The following is an 18,007-nucleotide window of genomic DNA, read 5'->3' as shown; positions in this document are numbered from 1 at the left end:
TCGCCCCGGCCCATGTGGAAAGTGTCCGCGCTTGTGCCGCGACGCGGACGCGGACACTTTCCCCCTCGCTCAGCCCCGTATCTGGCCTGTGTGCTGGACCCATCGGCTCACCGCCGAAGCCACACACGGGAGGACCTCCTGATGAGTCCCATCTCTCGCCCGCCACGGCGAGCCTGGCGTGTCCTGGGCACCGGCCTCACACTGCTCGCGGTGCTGCTGGCCGGCAGCCTCATGGCGGGCGCCCAGCTCATCCCGCCGTCGGCGTCAGCCGCCGAGGGCCACGACCACAACCACTACGTCTACTTCGACGCCTCGCCCGGAGGCCACGGCTTCACCCCGGCCGTGGAGAACGCCTCCACCGACGACATGGCCCGGCTGATTTCCTGGAACTACATCGCCCCACCCGCTGGCGTCAGCGCCAACAGCGCCTTCTGGTGGGGCAAGCGCCACCCAAGCGACAGCGCCTACAAGCGACTGCACGCCGAGCACAGCGGCAAGTGCGTCGGCGTCCACGGCGCAAGCGTCATCCAGTACTCCTGCAACAGCAACGCCGACCAAGCCTGGGCTGTGGCTGAGGAAGGAAACGGCAAGGGCAAGCTGAAGAACCTCGCCACCGGCAAGTGCATTCTCCTGGGCTGGGGCGTCGGGGACCCAGTCGTGCTCGGCAGCTGCACCGGAGACCGCAGCCTGGTGACCATCTCCACCTCCGGGACCGCATTCGACCCGGACAAGCAGGGCCCGGCGTACCAGCAGGGCCCGCTCTGCAACACCACCCTGCGCCAGAGCGGCACCTACCTGGCCGAGACCATCAGCCCGTGGATCGGCAGCAGCCCGCCCCCGGGCGGCTCCCGCAGCATCCGCTTCAAGGACACGGGCGGGAACACCTACACCGCCGCGCGCAGCATCAACGGCCAGTGCGAGACCTTCACCCGCAACGACGCCGATGCCGACATGTACCAGGAGCAGCTCTGCTTCGACAACCAGCTCAACTGCACCATCAGCGACTGGCAGAGGTACCCCGGGCGGTGGCCGGAGCTGCCCGGCGAGGCTCCGCACGCGAGTGGCCAGTTCTACGCATGGGACCCCTTCTGGGGGAAGTCAGCGGTCTTCACCTTCGGCTGCCCGCCCTATGAGAACAACGACTGCGACGGCCCGAAGATGAAGACCGGCAACAAGTACGACACGCCCTCCATCGACGGCACGAAGCTCCCCGCCGACATCGCCTCGATCTTCGACCCCGGCGGACGACCGTAGCCAGCTTCGCCGTGGCCGGTGGCCGATGACTGATCCGGGTCATCGGCCACAGCCATATCCAGGCGTGGCGGTGGCCGATCCGGTGGCCGATGGGGGGTGGCCGAGCCGGACCCTGTGGCCGACTTGGCCGATCCGGTGGCCGTCGGCCACGCCGGAGAGGAGCGCACCGCGGAGCAGTCTTCTCGCGACCTCCTCCCTCAGTCCGAGCAGCAGGCCGTCCCGGCCGTCGACTACGCCGACGCCTGCCGCGCCTACATCGAGCAGTACGGCGCATTCCCCGATGCCGGTCAGCTCGCTGCCTTCCTTGCCCAGTACGGGGTGACCGATCCGGCGACCGGCAGTCCACTCGCCGAGGGCGCAGCTGGAGCTGGCGGTGGCTGAGCTCTGGCAGTCGATGGCCGAGCCGGTGACCGATGACCGGCGGGTCGGACCGGTCCCCGCCGACGTGACCGATGCAGCCGATGACCGAGGGGCCAGCCCCGTGCCCGACTCCGGCCGTCAGACCGCCGCCGACGCGCATCCGTTCTTCGGCCCGGCGGCGTCGGCGGTGGGGGAGTCACCCAAGGTTGGGTGGTCTGGAGATGCGGAGCCGTACGCGGCCGAGCCGGTGCCGGTACCCACCGCATCGGCGGTAGACGACCGCCGGGCCGGTGGGGGAGTTCCGCAGCCGACCTCTCTCGATGTGCCGACGGGTGTGGCTGCAGAGTCGGCCGCAGGCGAGCCGGCCGCGTGGGAGGCCTCGGTCACCGACACCGGAGCAGCCACGGCGCGGCTGCCCAAGCAGCAGACCGAAGAGCCCGAACTGGATCCCGTGCAGCAACAGATCGTGACCGTCGCCGAGTGGCTGGCCGAGGCCGAGGAAGCCGGGCAGAAGCTCTCCGGTGCGGAAGTCGCCCGCCGGCTCGGGCTGTCTCCGAAGACCGGGCAGCGTCGTGTGAACGCTGCGGCCGAGTACCTCGCAGAGCAGCGCCGGCAGCAGGGCCGCGCACATCTCCGGTCGGTCAGCCGCTGACCTACCGACGTTCACTGAGTGGCCGATGACCGCGCGAGGTCGTCGGCCACCGTCATGTCCTCACCCGCCTGGCCGTGACCGATTGCCGGGTGACCGACGGCTCGTGACCGATACCGGTGACCGATGACTGACGGCGCTGTGACCGATCCACGCGGCCTTGACCGATGACCGATCGGGGCCTCATCGGTCATCGGTCATGACCGATCTGCCGCTCATCGGCCACTCCTCGCCGTGACCGCCCGCCCGGTCCCGCAGGTTGTTCCAGCGCGCTGGGGCGCAGGCTTGCCCACCCCCGAAGGAGGCTTGCCCGGGGTTGCATCGACCGGTCATGCAGGCTTGCCCAACCCCCCGGCAGGCTTGCCCAATCGGTCCCCGGTGGCTTGCCCCGCGAAATGGGCAAGCCGCCCACCTGCCCTTTTAGGGAGTTGGGCAAGCCTTCGGGCAAGCCGCGCTGAGGAGAGTCAGCGGCACGAGATCCGAAAGGAGACGTGCCGTGCTCGACGTACAGCACCCCGCCCCCACCGCTGGCGGGATCTTTGACCGCCTGGATACGGAGTGGGCAGCGCTGTGTGCCGACGCCGCCGTCCAGGCCGCGGTGACCGACTGGCTGGTGACCGATCGCCTGGCCGACGACGTCGCGGCCGTGACCGATTCCTGGGTGCGCCGCCTCGGCCCCGCCCAGCTGCTCGCCGCCCTCCGGCCACGCGACGGCGCCATGACCGACGCGCTGACCGATGCCGTCCTGCGCGCTCTGCTGCGCCGCGCGGCCGGCCGTGACCGATCGGCCACCCTCGCCGCCCGCATCGTCGTGCAGGCGATGATCCCGGCCGCCGTCCGTATGACCCGCGGCCAGGTCCGCCCCATCGGCGGCCGCTCCTTCGACGACATCGCCTCCATGACGGTGGCCGCCCTCTTCGAAGTCGCTTGCTCCGGACGCATCCACACCCGGCCCGGACGGCCCGCCGCCAACCTCGCTTTGGACACACTGCGTCACGTCTGCCGCGAGCTCGCCGCCGACCGTGAAGAGCGCGGCGAGGACCTGGCCGCTGCCGAGGACCTGGCCGACACAGCGCCCGGCCCGGCCAAGACGGCAGAAGCCTGGGCCATCCGCGCCGCCGCGGCCGCCGCCGGCCTCCAGCCCGCCGTGGCTGTCAGCGAGGCGGAGTCCAGCCGCGCCCGCCTGGAACTGCTCGAGCTGGTCCTGGACGCGATGGAGACCGGCACTCTCTCGCCCGCCGACGGCCGCGCCATCGCCTGGCACTACACCGCCGAGCCGGTCACCGACACCGCAGCCGCCGCCCGCGCCGGCACAACGGCCGGCGCATGGCAGCGCCGTCGCTCCCGCGCCGTGGCCCGCCTGGCGGCCTTGCTCCAGCTGAGGCCCGCGGCATGACCCCGACTTCCCCCGGCCACTGTCCACCCGCTCCCACCGAAGGAGAACCGCATGCCCCAGACCGTCAAGGCGCCCCTGGATACAGACGAAGAGCGCGTCACCCGCGCCCAGCATCTGCTGATCCAGCTGGGCGCCGCGCTGGTCTCGCAGCCCTTCGACACCCACACCTACGACCGGCTGCGCGCCTTCCTCGCCGACGACGCAGATGACGTCCTCGCCTCGCTTCATGCGCTGCAGCAGCGCCCGGAGACCGAACTGCGCCAGCGGATCGCCGAGCTGGCCGGCCACACTCTTCTGCCCCTTGGAGGTTCGGCATGAAGTCCGCATGGAACCGTCGCCCGGCCAAGAGCACGCCCGCACCCGACACCGAACCCCAGGACTGGGACATCGACGAAGGGCCGCAGGATGTGGCCGGCTGGTCGACCGGCGCCCAGGCGAACACCTCCGCCGCCATCCGCTGGACGGCCTGGGGCTTGCTCGTCCTCGGCCCGCTGCTCGGTGCGTTCGCGTACCTGTCGGCGCCGGCACAGGCAGGCCCGTCGCAGAAGAAGGCGGCCCCCACCGCGCCCGCCGCCACCGGCTCCCAGGGCGCGGCCGGCTTCGCCCAGCTCTTCGTCGCCGCCTACATCTCGGCGGGGGAGGGCGACCAGGCGAGGCTCGCCGCCTACTACCCGGACGCCACGAGCCTGCGCCTCGAAGGGGATCCGGACCGGCGGCGCGGCGAGCAGCTCACCGTCGTACGGCTGCGGCAGAGCGACCACGGTGTCTGGTCCGTGACGGTGGCCGCGCGCATCACCGACACCAAGCCGTCCGACGGGAAGCGTCCCGACCACAAGGACGATGCCAAGGCGGCGGCAGCCCGGGCCGTGCGGTACTTCCAGGTCCCCGTCGCCACCGCGCCCGCGGCCGGCGGCGCGAGCGGCTACACAGCGCTGGCCATGCCGGCCGAAGTCGCCGCGCCCGAGCGGATCAAGGCCCCGGGACTCGTCTACGGGCCGATGCGGCCGGCGCTTCCCGCGGACCCGCGCACGCAGGCCGTCACCGAGTTCCTGAACGCCTACCTCACCGGCAGCGGTGAGCTCGACCGCTACCTCGCGCCGGGAACGAAGCTCGCCCCGGTCGCCCCAGCCCCGTACACGGGCATCGCCGTCGACACCCTCGCCATCGAGGGCGAGAAGGGCACCGAGCCGGTGACCACGGTGCCCGACGACGGCACGGCGCTGCGGCTGCTGGTCGCACTGCGCGCCACCGGCCACGACGAGGTCCGCGTCCCGCTCACCTACGCGCTGACCCTCAAGTCCCGGGCCGGCCGATGGGAGATCGCCAGTCTTGACGGCGCCCCCACCCCCGCCGCTGCGCCCGCGACGGCCGCACCCAGCGCCGGCGCAACCCCCTCCACTGCGCCCAGCGCTGCCCCCACGTCCAGCGCCGCTCCCACCGACACCCCCTGACAAGGAGAAGACGCCATGCACGAAACCGTCACGCTCGCCGCCGGCTGGATCCAGACCGGTACCGGCCTCGGCAACGACATCAAGAACCTGATCTTCAACGTCGCGATCCCCGTGCTGTGCGGCGGCTTTGTCGTCATCGTCGGCATCAAGACGAAGGCGCCCGGGCCGACGATCATGGCCGTCATCTTCGCGGCGATCGTCTGGGGCGGCTCCGCGAACATGGACACCCTCAAGGACAAGACCACCGAGGACATCACCCAGTACGACGGCGGAGGCGGCACGCTCACCGGGCCTGGTGACCAGTGACCACCCACCTGGCCGACGCGTCCGAGGCCGACGGCGAGCTGATCGGCCGCTGCTACACCAAGGCCCGCCGCGCCCCGCTGGTCCACGGCGTCATCCGCGACGTCAACGGCGGCCGCGGGATCCGCCTGCCGGGCGGCCCGTACACACTCACCCAACTTGCCGCGATCGTCGGCACGTTCGTGGCACTGATCCTCACGAGGGCCATCTGGGGCGGCAACGGCTTGATGGACGTGGCGGTGCTGCTCGGCTGTCCGTTCACGGCCGCCTTCCTGCTGCGGCACCTGCACGTCGACGGCCGCAACCCGGTCGCCGCTCTGGTCAGCGTCGCCGCGATGATGACCGGCCCGCGGTGGGGGAGGCTCCACGGCCGGCCCTTCCGCCCGGTCCGCCCCACCGGGGGCGACACCCTCATCACCCTCGCCGCCGACGGCGACCCGGCCAGCGCAGCCCCCGCCGCGGTGCGGCCGACGCCCGCCGCCTCCGTCACCCGCACCGCGCGGCCGGCCCGGCGGGCTCCCCGGCCGGCCCCGGCCACATCGGCACCCGATGCAGCTGCCGGCGCCCCCGTGGCGTCGGGTGTGCAGGCCCTGCTCGCCCGCCGCGCCGCATCCGCACGCAACCAGCTGGAGGAGTGAGATGCGCCTGCCGATCCGGCACGTCGAGGGCAACCTCGTCTTCACCACCCACGGCACCACCTGGGCGATCTGGCGAGTGGCCGCCGCCAACTACTCCCACGCGCCGGCCACCGCGAAGAAGCGACGGCTGAAGGCCCTCGAGTCGCTCGTCAAGTCACTGACGGGCGAGCCGATGCTGATGTCGCTGTGCCCGCAGGTCGACCCGATCGCCGTCGTCCGCGCCATGGTCGCCGACGTCGACCTGAAGAAGTCCCCGCGCTACGAGCGGCTCGGCCACGCGGTCCTGGACCAGCTCGAGAACATGGAGCTCACCGGCCGCACCGACTGGCTCGCGATTCCGCTGCCGCCGCTGTCCCGCAAGGACGCCGCACTGTCCGCCCTCTCCGCAGCCAAGGCCGAAGTCGAGCTGCAGATCGGCCTGATGCCCGCCCCCATCACCGCCGGCGAGGTCGAGCGGCGCACCGAGCAGGCGAAGCGGATGCACGCCCAGTGGCCGACCGGCGTGACGATGCGGTCTGCCACCGAGGCCGAAATCCTGTGGATCTACGGCCACTCGGCCCGCCGCGGGCTGGCGGAGCCGTTCCTGCCTGATGGCACCGAGCCCAAGGTGCGCGGCCGCGGCCGCACCGTCGCCGCCCTGGGAGAGGTGCTGCTCGCCGAGGGCGGCGCCGACTTCAACGACCGCAAGGCCGTGCCAGGAAACCCCTTCGAGCGGCGCTTCCTGCAGATCTCCAGCGAGTGGGGCAACTCCTACCAGGCCATGCTCGCCCTCTCCGAAATGCCGGAAGCCTTCGCCCTGCCCGGGGCGGCGTACCTGCAGCAACTGGACGATCTGGCCTACCCAGTCGACTGGACCGCCCGCCTGGTCATCACCCCCGGCGCCAAGGCCGAAGCCAAGACCCGCAAACGCGCCCGGCACCTCAAAGCCCAGGCCGCCGAGTACCAGGGCGACCCGGCCGGCCCGCCCGCAGCCCTCGCGAAGAACGAGGCCGACAACGACGAATACCGCGACCGGCTCACCGCCTCCGCGCGCGAGGTCGAGATCCGCGCCATGATCACCCTCGCCGTGTGGGGGAGTAGCGCGGACGACGCCCAGGACCGCGCGGCCGCCCTCGCCTCCGACTTCGGCGCGACCGACTACACCTTCGCCCGGCCGGTGGGGGAGCAGACCAACCTGTGGCACGCCATGCTGCCCGGCTGCCGCACCCCCCGGGTGATGACCGGGTACGCCCAGTATCTACTCGCCCGGGACTTCGCGATGGCCATGCCCTGGTGCGGCTCCCAGCTCGGCGACGAAAGGGGCGGCCTGTTCGGCCTGCAGCTCGCCTCCGGCGGCGCCCGGCCGGTGATGGTCGACCCCGCCCGCGGCCCCCGCGAGAACGCGTCCGCGTCGATGGCGTTCATCGGCGAGCTCGGCGCCGGCAAGTCCGTCGGCCTCAAGTCGGCCGTCTACAACGTCCTCGCCCGCGGCCACCAGCCCGGCAAGCCCAACTCCCGTGGACGTGCGGTCATCGTCGACCGCACCAAGGAGGAGGAGTGGGCACGGTTCGCCAGCGCCTGCCCTGGCACCATCCAGGTCATCCGGATCGACCAGAGCGCCGAAGTGTCCCTGGATCCGCTGCGCCTGTACGTAAGAGACAGCCCGAAGGTCGCGGCCCGATTCTGTGAGTCCTTCCTGACCCTGCTGCTCGGTGTGAAGCCGATGGACCTGGAAGGCGTCGCCCTCTCCGAGGCGGTCCAGGCCGTCCTGGAGCGCCCCGAGCCGTCCATGCGCGCCCTGATGGACGAGCTCACCCGCCGCGGGGAAGAAGACACTCCGGCCCGCAACCTGGGCCGCAAGCTGAAGGCCGTGGCGCGCAAGGACCTCGCCGCCGTGGTCTTCGACGAGGCGCTGCCGGTCGTGGACGCCCGGGCCGACTCCGTCGTCTTTCTCGTCAATTCCCTGGCCCTGCCGAAGAAGTCCGAGCTCGCCTCCGATCACCGCATCGAGCGCCTCGAATTCGAGAAGGTCCTGGGCCGCTCGCTCATGTACCTGATCGCCGCCGTGGCGCGCGAGACGGTCATGAAGGAGAAGGACGAGTTCGGCGTCGCCGTTTTCGACGAATGCTGGTGGCTCACGTCCAGCGACGAGGGGCTGGAGCTGCTGCTGGAGCTCATGCGCGATGGCCGCAAGCACAACGCCGCCGCGTACGTCGGCAGCCACGACCCCGACGACATCGGGCCGGCCGACAGCGAGAAGGGCGCCATCATCCGCGGCCTGATCCCGCACCGGCTCCTCTTCCGCCAGACCACCCGCTCCCTGGCCTCCCGGGGGCTGGAGTTCCTCGGCGTCGATGCCACCGACGCCGAACTGCTGGACCTGGTCACTGCCGGCCTGTCACCGCTGGACCTGCCGGAGGAGGAGAAGCTGGCCCGCGCGGGGGAGTGCCTCTACCGGGACCTGGCCGGCCGCATCGGACTGATGAAGGTCCTGATCCCGATGGACCCGGCCGTCATGCGCGTCATCCACACCACACCCAGCGACTACCGGACCGCGGCATGACCACGATCCTGAACTGGCGGATGAAGCTCCGGGCGTTGGGCTCCGCCCGGCTGCGCCTGGCGCTGCTCATCGCCGCGCTCGCCGCCACCACCTTCACCCTGCTCACGTCGCTGCCCGCGCACGCGGAGCCCACCCCCACCCCCACCCCGAGCACGCCCGCCGCCCCGGGACAGCGCACCCCCACCCCCGAAGAGATGAAGGAGATCGAGCAGCTGCTCAAGGAACAGGGCGAACGTCTGGGCAAGGCCGCCCAGGAAGGAATGCTCGCCGCCGAAAAGGAGCGGCTGCGCAAGCTGCTGCCCGACGAAGGAGGCGTGCTCGGAGTCTTCAACGTCACCGACCAGAACGGCCTCCCGATCAGCGTCTACACCGTCAAGTCCGACACCGGCGGTCTGCTCGACTGGGACCTCGGCATCCAGAACCTGCTCACTGAGATCTGCTTCATGATCACGAAGTGGGTGATCGCGTTCTGCTGCTGGCTCATCGCCTGGGCGCTGTCCTTCGGCCTGGCGAAGCTGCTGCTCGTCCCGGTGCTCTCGGTCGCCAACAGCCTGCACACCCGCGTGATTCTGCAAATGGGCCTGCCGGGCCTCTTCCTGTCGGTGTGCGCCCTCGTCTGCGTGGCGCGGATCTTCTTCGGCGACAAGGCCCGCGGCTGGGGCGACGCCGCCCTGTCCATCCTTCTGGCGGCGCTGACGGCCACCCTGCTGTCCTCCCCTCCCGAGACGCTGCTGGGCGAGAAGACCGGGGCCATCGCCGTAACCCGCGGCCTGGCCCTGGAGGTTGCCGGCATCATCCTGGAGGCCGAGCCGGCCACCACCGCCGCCGAGGAGAACGATGAAGTCACCACCCCGGCCACCGCTGCCGATCTGTCCCGACCGCTGACCAACGCGCTGACCGACGCCTTCATCGTCAAGCCGGCCATGCTGCTGCAGTACGGGCGCGTTTTCGAAGGAGCGTGCGCCGCCGAGTACGCCGACGCCCGCCTCAACCAGCTCGCCTTCGACCGCGCTGTCCACTCCCACACCAACAAGATCAAGAAGTACACCGGCTACGCCGACTTCGTCAGCCCGCTCGGCCTGGCCGGCGTGCCCGTGAACTCTTCAGCGCTGAATTTCGGAATCGACCTGTCCACCCGCTGGGCCGTCGACCACTACGGCGATCCGCCGATGGAACGCTTCGAAGATCACTGTGTCCCCGGCGACGCTGATGCGGCAAAGAAAGCCTCACTCGACAAACTCGGCGGCGGCATTTTCCTCCTCATTGCCGCCCTCATCGTCACGATCCTCATCTCCACCATGACGGGCAGCTTCCTGGTCGCTCAGTGCGGCATCGCCTGGGACGCCGTACGCGGAGAGCCCGCCCTGATCGCCGGCGTCATCCCAGGCGCCGGGCGTGCGTTCCTGTGGGACTGGGCTGCATCCGTCCTGCACAGGCTGGGCCAGATGCTCGCCTCCGTCATCGCGTTGGCCGTGCTCATCCTCATCATCCAGGCCGTCCTAGACCCGGTGAAGGCGGACTGGGGCAGAGAGCTGACCCTGCGGTTCCTCGTCGTCGACATCGTGTGCATCGGCGCAATCAAGAAGCGCAAGCAGCTCGCCGCCCGCTCCAAGCACGTCGCCGCCAACCTCCGCGCCAAGATGAACGGCGCCCGCGTCGGCGGCACACGCGGCTCCGTCTTCACACCGCCGACCACAGCGACGGTGCCGAAGAACCGCCACATCGTCCGCAAGGCCGCCCGCGGCGCCGTACGGACCGCGCTGGTCGGCGTCTCCCTCGCCCAGGGCAACCCGCTCGCCGCCATCGGCTATTCCATGCCGCAGACCGTAGGCGCCACCGTTCTGGCATCACGCCTCAACGCCAGCCGTGGCGGCCAACCGAACCGGGCCCGGCCGGCCGGTCGCCCCGCGCCGCATCCGGGCAACCAGCCCGCGAATCCTGGGAATCAGCCGGGTACGCCCGGTGGTCCAGGCACCCCGCTGGCGGGGCCACAGCCGAATGCCCCCCAGGGTGGCCAGCCGCCGCAGCCCGGGCACCCGCCCCGGCCCGCACGGCCGCCGCGCCCCGCGGGTCCTGCCCGTCCGGCTGGTGGCTCGCCGCACCGACCCGGCCCTCACCCGCGAACTCCCCGCCCGCAGACCACCGCTGCAGCCTCATCCACAGCGTCCGGCACGAACAGTGGCTCCCCCACCGCGGGACAGCCGGCCGCTCCCCGTCGGCACGCCCAGGCCCACCGTGCCGTGTCGCGGCGTACCCAGCAGGCTGCCGCGCCCCCGAGCCGCTCCGCGAGCGGACCGGGCGGATTCGACGACTGGCTCGCCGATCGCGAGCAGCGCGAACTGGCCCGCCGACGCAGGCCGCCCCGAGGTTCGTCGTGACCAAGCAACGCAAGAAGTGGCTGGCCGGCGGCACAGGCCTAATCGCGCTGGCGATCGTCCTCCTGGCGGCGATCGCCGCGCACGTCGTGGGCATCGGGCAGAGCGAAGCCGAAGCCATGGCCGCACAGAACCCCTGCGACGCCGGCGGGGCTGCTGGTATGGACGTCGATACCGCCCAAGTCGCCCAGCAGGTGAAGGCGGCGCTCGCCGGAAGCACCGGCGACGTCATGGTCTACGGCCTGCCCTCGCCCAAGGAGCAGGTCCCCAACGCGCGGGTCATCGTGGCGACGGGCGTGCAGATGAAGTCTTCGGCACGTGGCCAGGTCATCGCGCTCGCGACCGCCCTGCAGGAGTCCGGTCTGCGGAATCTGGACCATGGCGACCGCGACAGCATCGGTCTGTTCCAGCAGCGTCCGTCCCAAGGTTGGGGTACCCGCGAGCAGATCCTCGATCCGGTGTACGCGTCCACCACGTTCTACAAGGCGCTGAAATCCCTGAAGGACTGGGAGCACATGCCTCTCAGCGTCGCCGCACAGAAGGTACAGAAGTCGGCAGAGCCCGACGCCTACGCCAAGCACGAGCCGCTGGCGACCGCCCTGCAACAGGCCATCGCACCGACGCTTGGGGCCGCCGCCGCCCCCAGCGGCACCACCCCAGCGTTCTCCAACGGCTTCGGGGCCGGCTGCGTCACCCAGGCAAGCACCGACTACGGCAACATCCCCGCAGGCACCCTGCCCGAGGGCTACCAAATCCCCACAGGCGCCTCCATGGAGGCCCGCACCGCAATCCGTTGGGCCCTCGGCCAACTCGGCACCCCGTACCAGTGGGGCGGCACCTGCACCGACCCACACGGCCACAACCCCCGCGACCGCTGCGACTGCTCCTCCCTGATGCAGCGCGCGTACGGAGTGGCAGGCATCGAAATCTCCCGCACGACGTACACGCAGATCAAGGATGGGAAGCCTGCGTCGACCGAGGCCCGCGCGCTGCGGCCCGGCGATCTGCTGTTCACCGAAGGCTCCGCGAGTAGGCCAGAGCACGTAGCGATGTTCGTTGGGGACGGCCTGGTCGTGCACGCACCAAGGCCTGGCCGCGTCGTGGAAGTGGCTCAGCTGTCGACCCACGGCACGATCCTGGTGGCTCGGCGGATCGCGTCGTAACGCCGTCAATAGAGCCGCATTAGACTGTCGCCAGCGACCTTTCGCCAACTCGTTGTTATCGACCCGGTCCCGCCAGTCTCTGTGAGGCATGCGCCTCCCACCGCTGCCCCCGTGGGCTGCGTACGCCACGGTCCAGGCCGCCATCCCGCGGGTGCGGAGAGCAGTCCGGCGGCTCGGGATGGTGCTTCTTCTCCGAGGGACCATCCCCGCGGTTGCGGGGAGCAGCAACGCCCCCATGCAGGCCCGCAACGCGATCCGGGACCATCCCCGCGGTTGCGGGGAGCAGCTCCAAAGCGGAGACCGCGACAGCCTCGGCCTGGACCATCCCCGCGGGTGCGGGGAGCAGGACGGCGCGCTGCATCACCTCGTCTACCACGAGGGACCATCCCCGCGGGTGCGGGGAGCAGGGCACCTACCCGAGCAATGCGGATAAGGACGCGGGACCATCCCCGCGGGTGCGGGGAGCAGGACGGCGCGCTGCATCACCTCGTCTACCACGAGGGACCATCCCCGCGGGTGCGGGGAGCAGCAGTGCCTTGAGCAGCTGGTCGGCGGTCATCGGGGACCATCCCCGCGGGTGCGGGGAGCAGGTCAACCCCCGGGTGGGTGTGGCCGGATCCTCGGGACCATCCCCGCGGGTGCGAGGAGCAGTTCGCGATGCCATGCACCGCTGTGGTGTCGGCGGGACCATCCCCGCGGGTGCGGGGCGCAGTCTACGCCGATGACCCGCGGGACCGGCGGTGGGCCATCCGCGCGGGCGCGGGGAGCAGACGAGGTCCCTGGCCGCTTCCAACTGCTTGAGAGGACCATCCGCGATCGGGTCGTGTACGTACGAGCAGGACAACACGATGGTCTGCGTGGGTGCCATCCTGACCCACTGACCGGCAGGGACGCACAACGCCAGGCTTCGGCGAGGCTGCAGGCCTGGGGCATGAAGAGTCCCGGTGGCACGGGGGAGGCCACCGGGACAGTCAGAGCGTAGATGACGATCGGTCAGACGACGGCCAGCTCCTCAGCAGGTGGCTGAATCGCGACCGAGTCGACGTATCCCCGGTGCTTCACCGCGACCGGTCCGCGCCACGACGATGCGGTTTCGCGCCGTGGAGTGACGGGACCATCCCCGCGTTGCGGGGAGCAGTCGGTCCAGACCGCGTACGACAAGACCTTCGAGGGAACATCCCCGCCGGTGCGGGGAGCAGGCCAACGGCGAGAGCCTGCCTCTCGACTCGTCGGGACCATCCCCGAGGTGCGGGGAGCAGAACGGACCGGTGATCGGCTTGTTCGTCGTGTCGGGACTATCCCTGCAGGTGCGCGGGGGAGCGGGGTGAACCGCTCGTTCACCCGGCGGGCGACGGGCGGGACCGTCCCCGCGGATGCGGGGAGCAGGACACGGACCGGGAGCGGCTGACGGATCACCAGGGACAACCCCGCGGGTGCGGGCAGCAGAAGTTCTTCGTCCGGTCGTAGGGGACGTCGTTGGGACCATCCCCGCGGTGCGGGGAGAAGAATGCCAGCAGTCGGGCGACTTCCTGGGTGACGGGACCATCCCTGCGGGTGCAAGGACCATGTTGCAGCATCGGGCAGGATCATCCGCGGTGCGTGGAGCAGGTCCCGATTGAAGAGACCAACGCTGCCCTCGGGACCATCCCCGCAAGTGCGGGAGCAGGGCTACACGCTTTGCGAGCACGTCTGGAAGTGAGGCCATCCCCGCGAGTGCGAGGAGCGCAAATGGCTGTGGGAGAACGCCATCGGCCCAGCGGGACCATCCCCGCGGTGCGGGGAGCAGGTCGGCCTCAATCCGCGCGCCAATACGGTCTGGGGACCATCCCCGTAGGTGCGGAGAGCAGGTCTGGTAGGTGATGCCCAGGCGGAGGACCGCGGGACCATCCCCGCGGGTGCGGGGAGCAGTCGGCGTAGTACTTGACCTTGCCCAGGGCGATGGGACCATCCCCGCTGGTGCGGGGAGCAGTGCAAGGGCGACACGGGATGTTGCGGGATGTCGGGACTATCCCCGCGGGTGCGGGGAGCAGGTGACGGGGCCCTTTGCCGCGTGTCTACGGCTGGGACCATCCCCGCGGGTGCAGGGAACAGCTCGCCCGCAGGTTCGGCCGGGGCCTGGTCTGGGGACCATCCCCGCGAGTGCAGGGAGCAGTGGTGCAGTCCGGCCATCGCGTGCGGGTCGGTGGGACTATCCCCGCGGGTGCGGGGAGCAGCAGGACCTCTTGCACGGTCGCCGGTCGCTGCCAGGAGTATCCCTGCGGGTGCCGGGAGCCAGCAGCGCGGCCCTCATCGCGCCGGACTTTTGGGAACCATTCCCGCGGGTGCGGGGAGCAGACGCACCGCAGTGGCGGGACAGGATCTTCATGGGGTATCTGGACAACTTCGAGTGCTGTGGGGGTGGTTTCGTTCGATCGCGCGTCACCCTGCCGCGTTCAGGGTTCTTGGTCCTGCGCTTTGCAGTATCTGGCGCTCTCCTCGGTGATGGTGCAGAACTGGCCGATGATCTCGGTGTAGTCGTGCGGATCGTGGTGCTGCTTGCTGGGTGGGCCGTCGATCCACTGCTGCCAGAGCCCTGCCGGGGCGAGGAACCGAGCCGCGTGGTCGGCTCCGAGCTTCATGTCGAGGTGCAGCAGTGCGCCGAGGGCAGGGGCTTGGTCGTAGTAAAGGTCGGGGCGGCGCAGGTAGCGGTCGAGGTAGGCGGCCAAGAGGCCGGCGTCGGTTTCGGTGCCGAAGTTGGCAAGGGCGACGCAGTAGCCCTGACCCGCATAGCAGACTTCGCTGGCGAGCAGGAGTTCGCCGACGCGTTGGCGGAACTCGGCTCTGTGGGCAACGGCGATGAGCCAGGCCGCGGTCTTGCGCTCGCGCCATCCGCCGTCGAGCAGGATGCCCAGCTCGTGGGGGGTGATCTCGTTGGCGGCTTCGCCCAGTTTCCGTGTGAACTGCACGCGCTCGGGCTTGGTCAGCCGCAGGAGGCTGCCGCCAAGCTTGAGGTAGCGCCGGTCGGGTGTGACGTAGCGGTGGACCAGTTCGAGCAGCTCGGGGTCCCTGTGGGCGTAACGCATGGCCGCATCCTGTCCTGTGCCGCGTTGCTCGGGCAGCCATTTGTGCGGTTGTCCCGGTCATTCCAGGGGCTCGTCATGGGGTTCGCCGAGGTCGTCGAGGAGGCTGGTGACCCGGTCGCCAGTGCGCTGATGCCAGAACTGTTGTCCTAATCGGCCTGGACCTGTGCGACAACCCCGCGGGTGCAAGAAGCAGCACCTTCAACCCCCCAACTACGCGGGTGAGCTGGGACCATCCCCGCGGGTGCGGGAAACAGGACCAGTAGTCGCCGTCGGCGGCAATCGGATCGGGACCATCCCCGTGGGTGCGCGGAGCAGCGTCATGGCTGGACGGTGAAGCAGACCGGGCAGGGACCATACCCCCGGGTGCGGGTGGCAGCCGTCGTGGTCCAAGCTAGCGCAACTCGAGGTGACCATGCCCGTGGTAGGCATCGTGGGCAGCGCTGGAGCCCCTTGTACTGTGGTGTCGCCCGCTCTGCGGGTATGGTCCGCGTGACAACGACAGGCAAGGCCGCTGTCCAGAACAAGGTCCGTGGCAAACGCGTCCCGCAAACCACCCCCCACCACGCCAAGCAGTGGTTCACCCGGCGCCTCCAGGCCGAAACGGAACCAGCCCTCGGCCCCGACGGCGTTTCCCGGATCGGAGCGACGGCCGACCCCGACACCCTCGCCATCCGAATGCTCGGCACGGTCAAGAGCACCATCCGTGAAGGGCTGGCCATCACCCGCGCCGAGGTCAAAGGCCGCCTGACCGTCACCGACCCCGCCACTCTCGCGACCGCCCTGACCGATGGCATCGGCCGCGCCCGCGCGTACGGTTGCGGCCTCCTACTCATCCGCTGACTACCGACGCCATCACATGAGCGCCCGGGCCGACCTCGGCCCGGGGACGCTGCTTCCCGCGCCTGCGTAGATGGTCCCCTGACCGAGCTTGTCACCTCGGTGGGCCGGGCCTGCTCCCCGCACTCACGGGGTTAGTCCTACGTTCCTAGCGGTTCTGATCGTGGGTATCGCCTTCTCCCCGCACCTGCGGGGATGGTCCCCGGGGCCGCGCCCAGTGGAAGGTGCCCGAGGGCTGCTCCCCGCACCCGCGGGGATGGTCCCTGCACTATGTCCCGCACGGTGCCGATGGTGTCCTGCTCCCCGCACGCGCGGGGATGGTCCCGACAACCACCTCCTCGTCAGCGTGGCCGCCAACTGCTCCCCGCACCCGCGGGGATGGTCCCGATCAGAAATTTGCACGGCCTGCTGTCCTCAGCCACCCTGCCCTCGATGACGCGGCGGGCTGTCAGAGGGGGGCACAGTGGGCGCACTGATCGAGGAGGGGTTGAGCAACGATGGGTGACTTCTACAAGCGGATCGTCGATGTTGAGGTGTCTCACGAGGAGGCGGGTCCGCTCGCCGGGCGGATGGTCGACTGGATGGTCGCCGAGGGCCTGATCACGCGCGAGTTGTCCGGGACCGCGGTGTACAGCCTGGACGTGGACGAGGGCTATGTGCCCGGGCCGAACTGGGCGCGCGCCGCGGAGGACTGGGGCGACGATCACATACCGGCCCCGGTGGCCGTGATCGTCGGACGCAATTACCACGTCGGCGGCCAGGGCGAGGACGCCGCGACGTACGCGGTCTGCCCGCACTGCGACAAACGGATGGTGTTCATCGACTACCCCGAGTCGTTCGAGCCCGACGAGGAGGTCTGGCAGCCATTCCGGGATGCCATCGACACCTGGAAGGAGACGGGCGAGGCCAGCGTCCCCTGCGCCGCCTGCGAAACCTCGGTCCCTATCACCGCGTGGCAGTGGGACAGCGAGTTCGCACTCGGGGCGCTCGCCTTCGACTTCTGGGGATGGCCGCCGCTCACGGACGACTTCGTCGCCGAGTTCACCCGGCAGCTGGGGCACCGCACCGCGCAGCACAGCGGGAAGTTCTGACCAGGGGCGGTGACGGAGCGTGGGAGCTGCCCATATTCGGCGGCCGCGTGATCCGTGACCCCTCCGGCCTCCGGAGGTCCGCTGGCCGCAGGGTCACGACTCGGCGGCGGCCGTGGAATGTACGCCTTGCTGGGCCTCGCGCGAGCATTGGACAGCGATCGAAGCCATTTTCTCCACGACGGCGTCGGCAAGCGGCGTCTTGGCGTCGGCTTGCGCCGCGATCTGGACGAGGTTCCGGCCGACCTGAACCTGGAAGAACACCTGGTTCATGCCCGGGCGAGAGGCCGCCGGGGCGCGGAAGGCGTCCCGGCGCTCGCCGAGCGCCCCGAAGCTCACCCTGGTCCTGGCCTGGGTGGCCCCTGCGTACTCCGCCCAGGCGCTGTCGTAGGCGGCTGCGGCGGACTTCTCGTTGGAGTACGAGAAGATGAGGAAGAGGACGTCCTTGGTCTTATCCTTGCTGTCGAAGAAGGCTTCTGCCGACCCCAGGACGTTGCGGCACCGTGCTGTGGGGTTGTTTCGGGGGCACGCCTTCTTCAGGTCCTCCGGGTACTCGCCGTCGGGGGTCGAGACGTTCCACATCACTCGTGTCCAGCCTGGCAGCGATGCATCTCCAGGCAGCGCAGCGGTGAGGAACCGCTCTTCCAGCGCAGGGTCCGCCGGCCGCTCCGCAGCGGCGCCTGACGACTTTCCCTCCGCCGTTGGCGCGGCCGGGAGCTTGGCGCCGCCGCCCGCGCTCTCGTCCGCGCAGCTGCTGAGCAGCACCAATGCCGCGGCCGCGGCCGCGGCCGATCGCGCGACACGCGTCATCTTCATCATTCGCCCCTTGCACCTGCCGGTGGTTGTGGAGGGATGCTACGGACAGACTCGAGGGGTGCCGAGGCCGGGG

The 18,007-nt window shown here is 70.4% G+C and carries 15 protein-coding genes and 1 CRISPR repeat array; of the genes, 13 read left to right on the top strand and 2 right to left on the bottom strand.

Annotated features, from left to right (window positions below; translation table 11 throughout):
- Window positions 1-141: 141 nt before the first annotated feature.
- From OG905_RS01095 to OG905_RS01045, 11 genes are all read left to right on the top strand, one after another.
- Window positions 142-1,254, top strand: a complete 1,113-nt coding sequence (locus OG905_RS01095; protein WP_328665586.1) for an RICIN domain-containing protein — start codon at window positions 142-144, stop codon at window positions 1,252-1,254.
- Between the two features lie 96 nt (window positions 1,255-1,350).
- Entirely contained in the window at window positions 1,351-1,635 is a 285-nt protein-coding gene (locus OG905_RS01090) for a hypothetical protein (protein WP_328665584.1), read from the top strand.
- A complete protein-coding gene (locus tag OG905_RS01085; protein ID WP_328665581.1) occupies window positions 1,628-2,266 on the top strand; it encodes a hypothetical protein in 639 nt (212 codons plus the stop codon). Before OG905_RS01090 ends, OG905_RS01085 begins: the two co-directional genes overlap by 8 nt.
- A gap of 493 nt (window positions 2,267-2,759) precedes the next feature.
- The gene (locus OG905_RS01080) at window positions 2,760-3,659 is read left to right on the top strand and encodes a hypothetical protein (RefSeq protein WP_328665580.1); all 900 of its coding nucleotides are present in this window, start codon (window positions 2,760-2,762) and stop codon (window positions 3,657-3,659) included.
- Between the two features lie 51 nt (window positions 3,660-3,710).
- On the top strand, window positions 3,711-3,977 hold the full coding sequence (locus tag OG905_RS01075) for a hypothetical protein (RefSeq protein WP_328665578.1): 267 nt from the start codon (window positions 3,711-3,713) through the stop codon (window positions 3,975-3,977).
- Window positions 3,974-5,110 carry a conjugal transfer protein gene (locus OG905_RS01070; protein WP_328665576.1) on the top strand — a complete coding sequence of 379 codons (1,137 nt, stop codon included), beginning with the start codon at window positions 3,974-3,976 and terminating at the stop codon, window positions 5,108-5,110. Before OG905_RS01075 ends, OG905_RS01070 begins: the two co-directional genes overlap by 4 nt.
- 15 nt (window positions 5,111-5,125) lie before the next feature.
- Window positions 5,126-5,416, top strand: coding sequence for a hypothetical protein (locus tag OG905_RS01065; RefSeq protein ID WP_328665574.1), 291 nt, complete (start codon window positions 5,126-5,128; stop codon window positions 5,414-5,416).
- Window positions 5,413-6,051 carry a hypothetical protein gene (locus tag OG905_RS01060; RefSeq protein ID WP_328665572.1) on the top strand — a complete coding sequence of 213 codons (639 nt, stop codon included), beginning with the start codon at window positions 5,413-5,415 and terminating at the stop codon, window positions 6,049-6,051. Before OG905_RS01065 ends, OG905_RS01060 begins: the two co-directional genes overlap by 4 nt.
- A gap of 1 nt (window position 6,052) precedes the next feature.
- On the top strand, window positions 6,053-8,593 hold the full coding sequence (locus OG905_RS01055; RefSeq protein WP_328665570.1) for an ATP-binding protein: 2,541 nt from the start codon (window positions 6,053-6,055) through the stop codon (window positions 8,591-8,593).
- Window positions 8,590-10,971 (top strand): hypothetical protein, encoded by a 2,382-nt coding sequence (locus OG905_RS01050; RefSeq protein WP_328665569.1) that lies wholly within the window; start codon window positions 8,590-8,592, stop codon window positions 10,969-10,971. Before OG905_RS01055 ends, OG905_RS01050 begins: the two co-directional genes overlap by 4 nt.
- Entirely contained in the window at window positions 10,968-12,131 is a 1,164-nt protein-coding gene (locus OG905_RS01045) for a C40 family peptidase (RefSeq protein WP_328665566.1), read from the top strand. Before OG905_RS01050 ends, OG905_RS01045 begins: the two co-directional genes overlap by 4 nt.
- Window positions 12,132-12,327: 196 nt before the next feature.
- Window positions 12,328-12,901: a CRISPR direct-repeat array (repeat unit 29 nt; unit sequence GGGACCATCCCCGCGGGTGCGGGGAGCAG).
- A 1,662-nt stretch (window positions 12,902-14,563) separates the two neighbouring features.
- On the opposite strand, the gene OG905_RS01040 is transcribed toward OG905_RS01045, so the two are convergent.
- The gene (locus OG905_RS01040; RefSeq protein WP_328665564.1) at window positions 14,564-15,193 is read right to left on the bottom strand and encodes a DUF6000 family protein; all 630 of its coding nucleotides are present in this window, start codon (window positions 15,191-15,193) and stop codon (window positions 14,564-14,566) included.
- Between the two features lie 489 nt (window positions 15,194-15,682).
- On the opposite strand from OG905_RS01040, the gene OG905_RS01035 reads away from it, so the two are divergent.
- Both OG905_RS01035 and OG905_RS01030 read left to right on the top strand, forming a co-directional pair.
- The gene (locus OG905_RS01035) at window positions 15,683-16,033 is read left to right on the top strand and encodes a type I-E CRISPR-associated protein Cas6/Cse3/CasE (protein WP_328665562.1); all 351 of its coding nucleotides are present in this window, start codon (window positions 15,683-15,685) and stop codon (window positions 16,031-16,033) included.
- 494 nt (window positions 16,034-16,527) lie between these two features.
- Window positions 16,528-17,121, top strand: a complete 594-nt coding sequence (locus OG905_RS01030; RefSeq protein ID WP_328665560.1) for a hypothetical protein — start codon at window positions 16,528-16,530, stop codon at window positions 17,119-17,121.
- Between the two features lie 93 nt (window positions 17,122-17,214).
- Here OG905_RS01030 and OG905_RS01025 read toward each other — a convergent pair whose 3' ends face one another.
- Window positions 17,215-17,934 (bottom strand): hypothetical protein, encoded by a 720-nt coding sequence (locus tag OG905_RS01025; protein WP_328665557.1) that lies wholly within the window; start codon window positions 17,932-17,934, stop codon window positions 17,215-17,217.
- Window positions 17,935-18,007: the final 73 nt, after the last annotated feature.

Origin of the sequence: Streptomyces sp. NBC_00322 (assembly GCF_036147535.1) — a bacterium.
Lineage (GTDB): Bacteria > Actinomycetota > Actinomycetes > Streptomycetales > Streptomycetaceae > Streptomyces.
The sequence above is the reverse complement of the archived record's forward strand: the minus strand, read 5'-3'. Positions and strand labels throughout refer to the sequence as shown.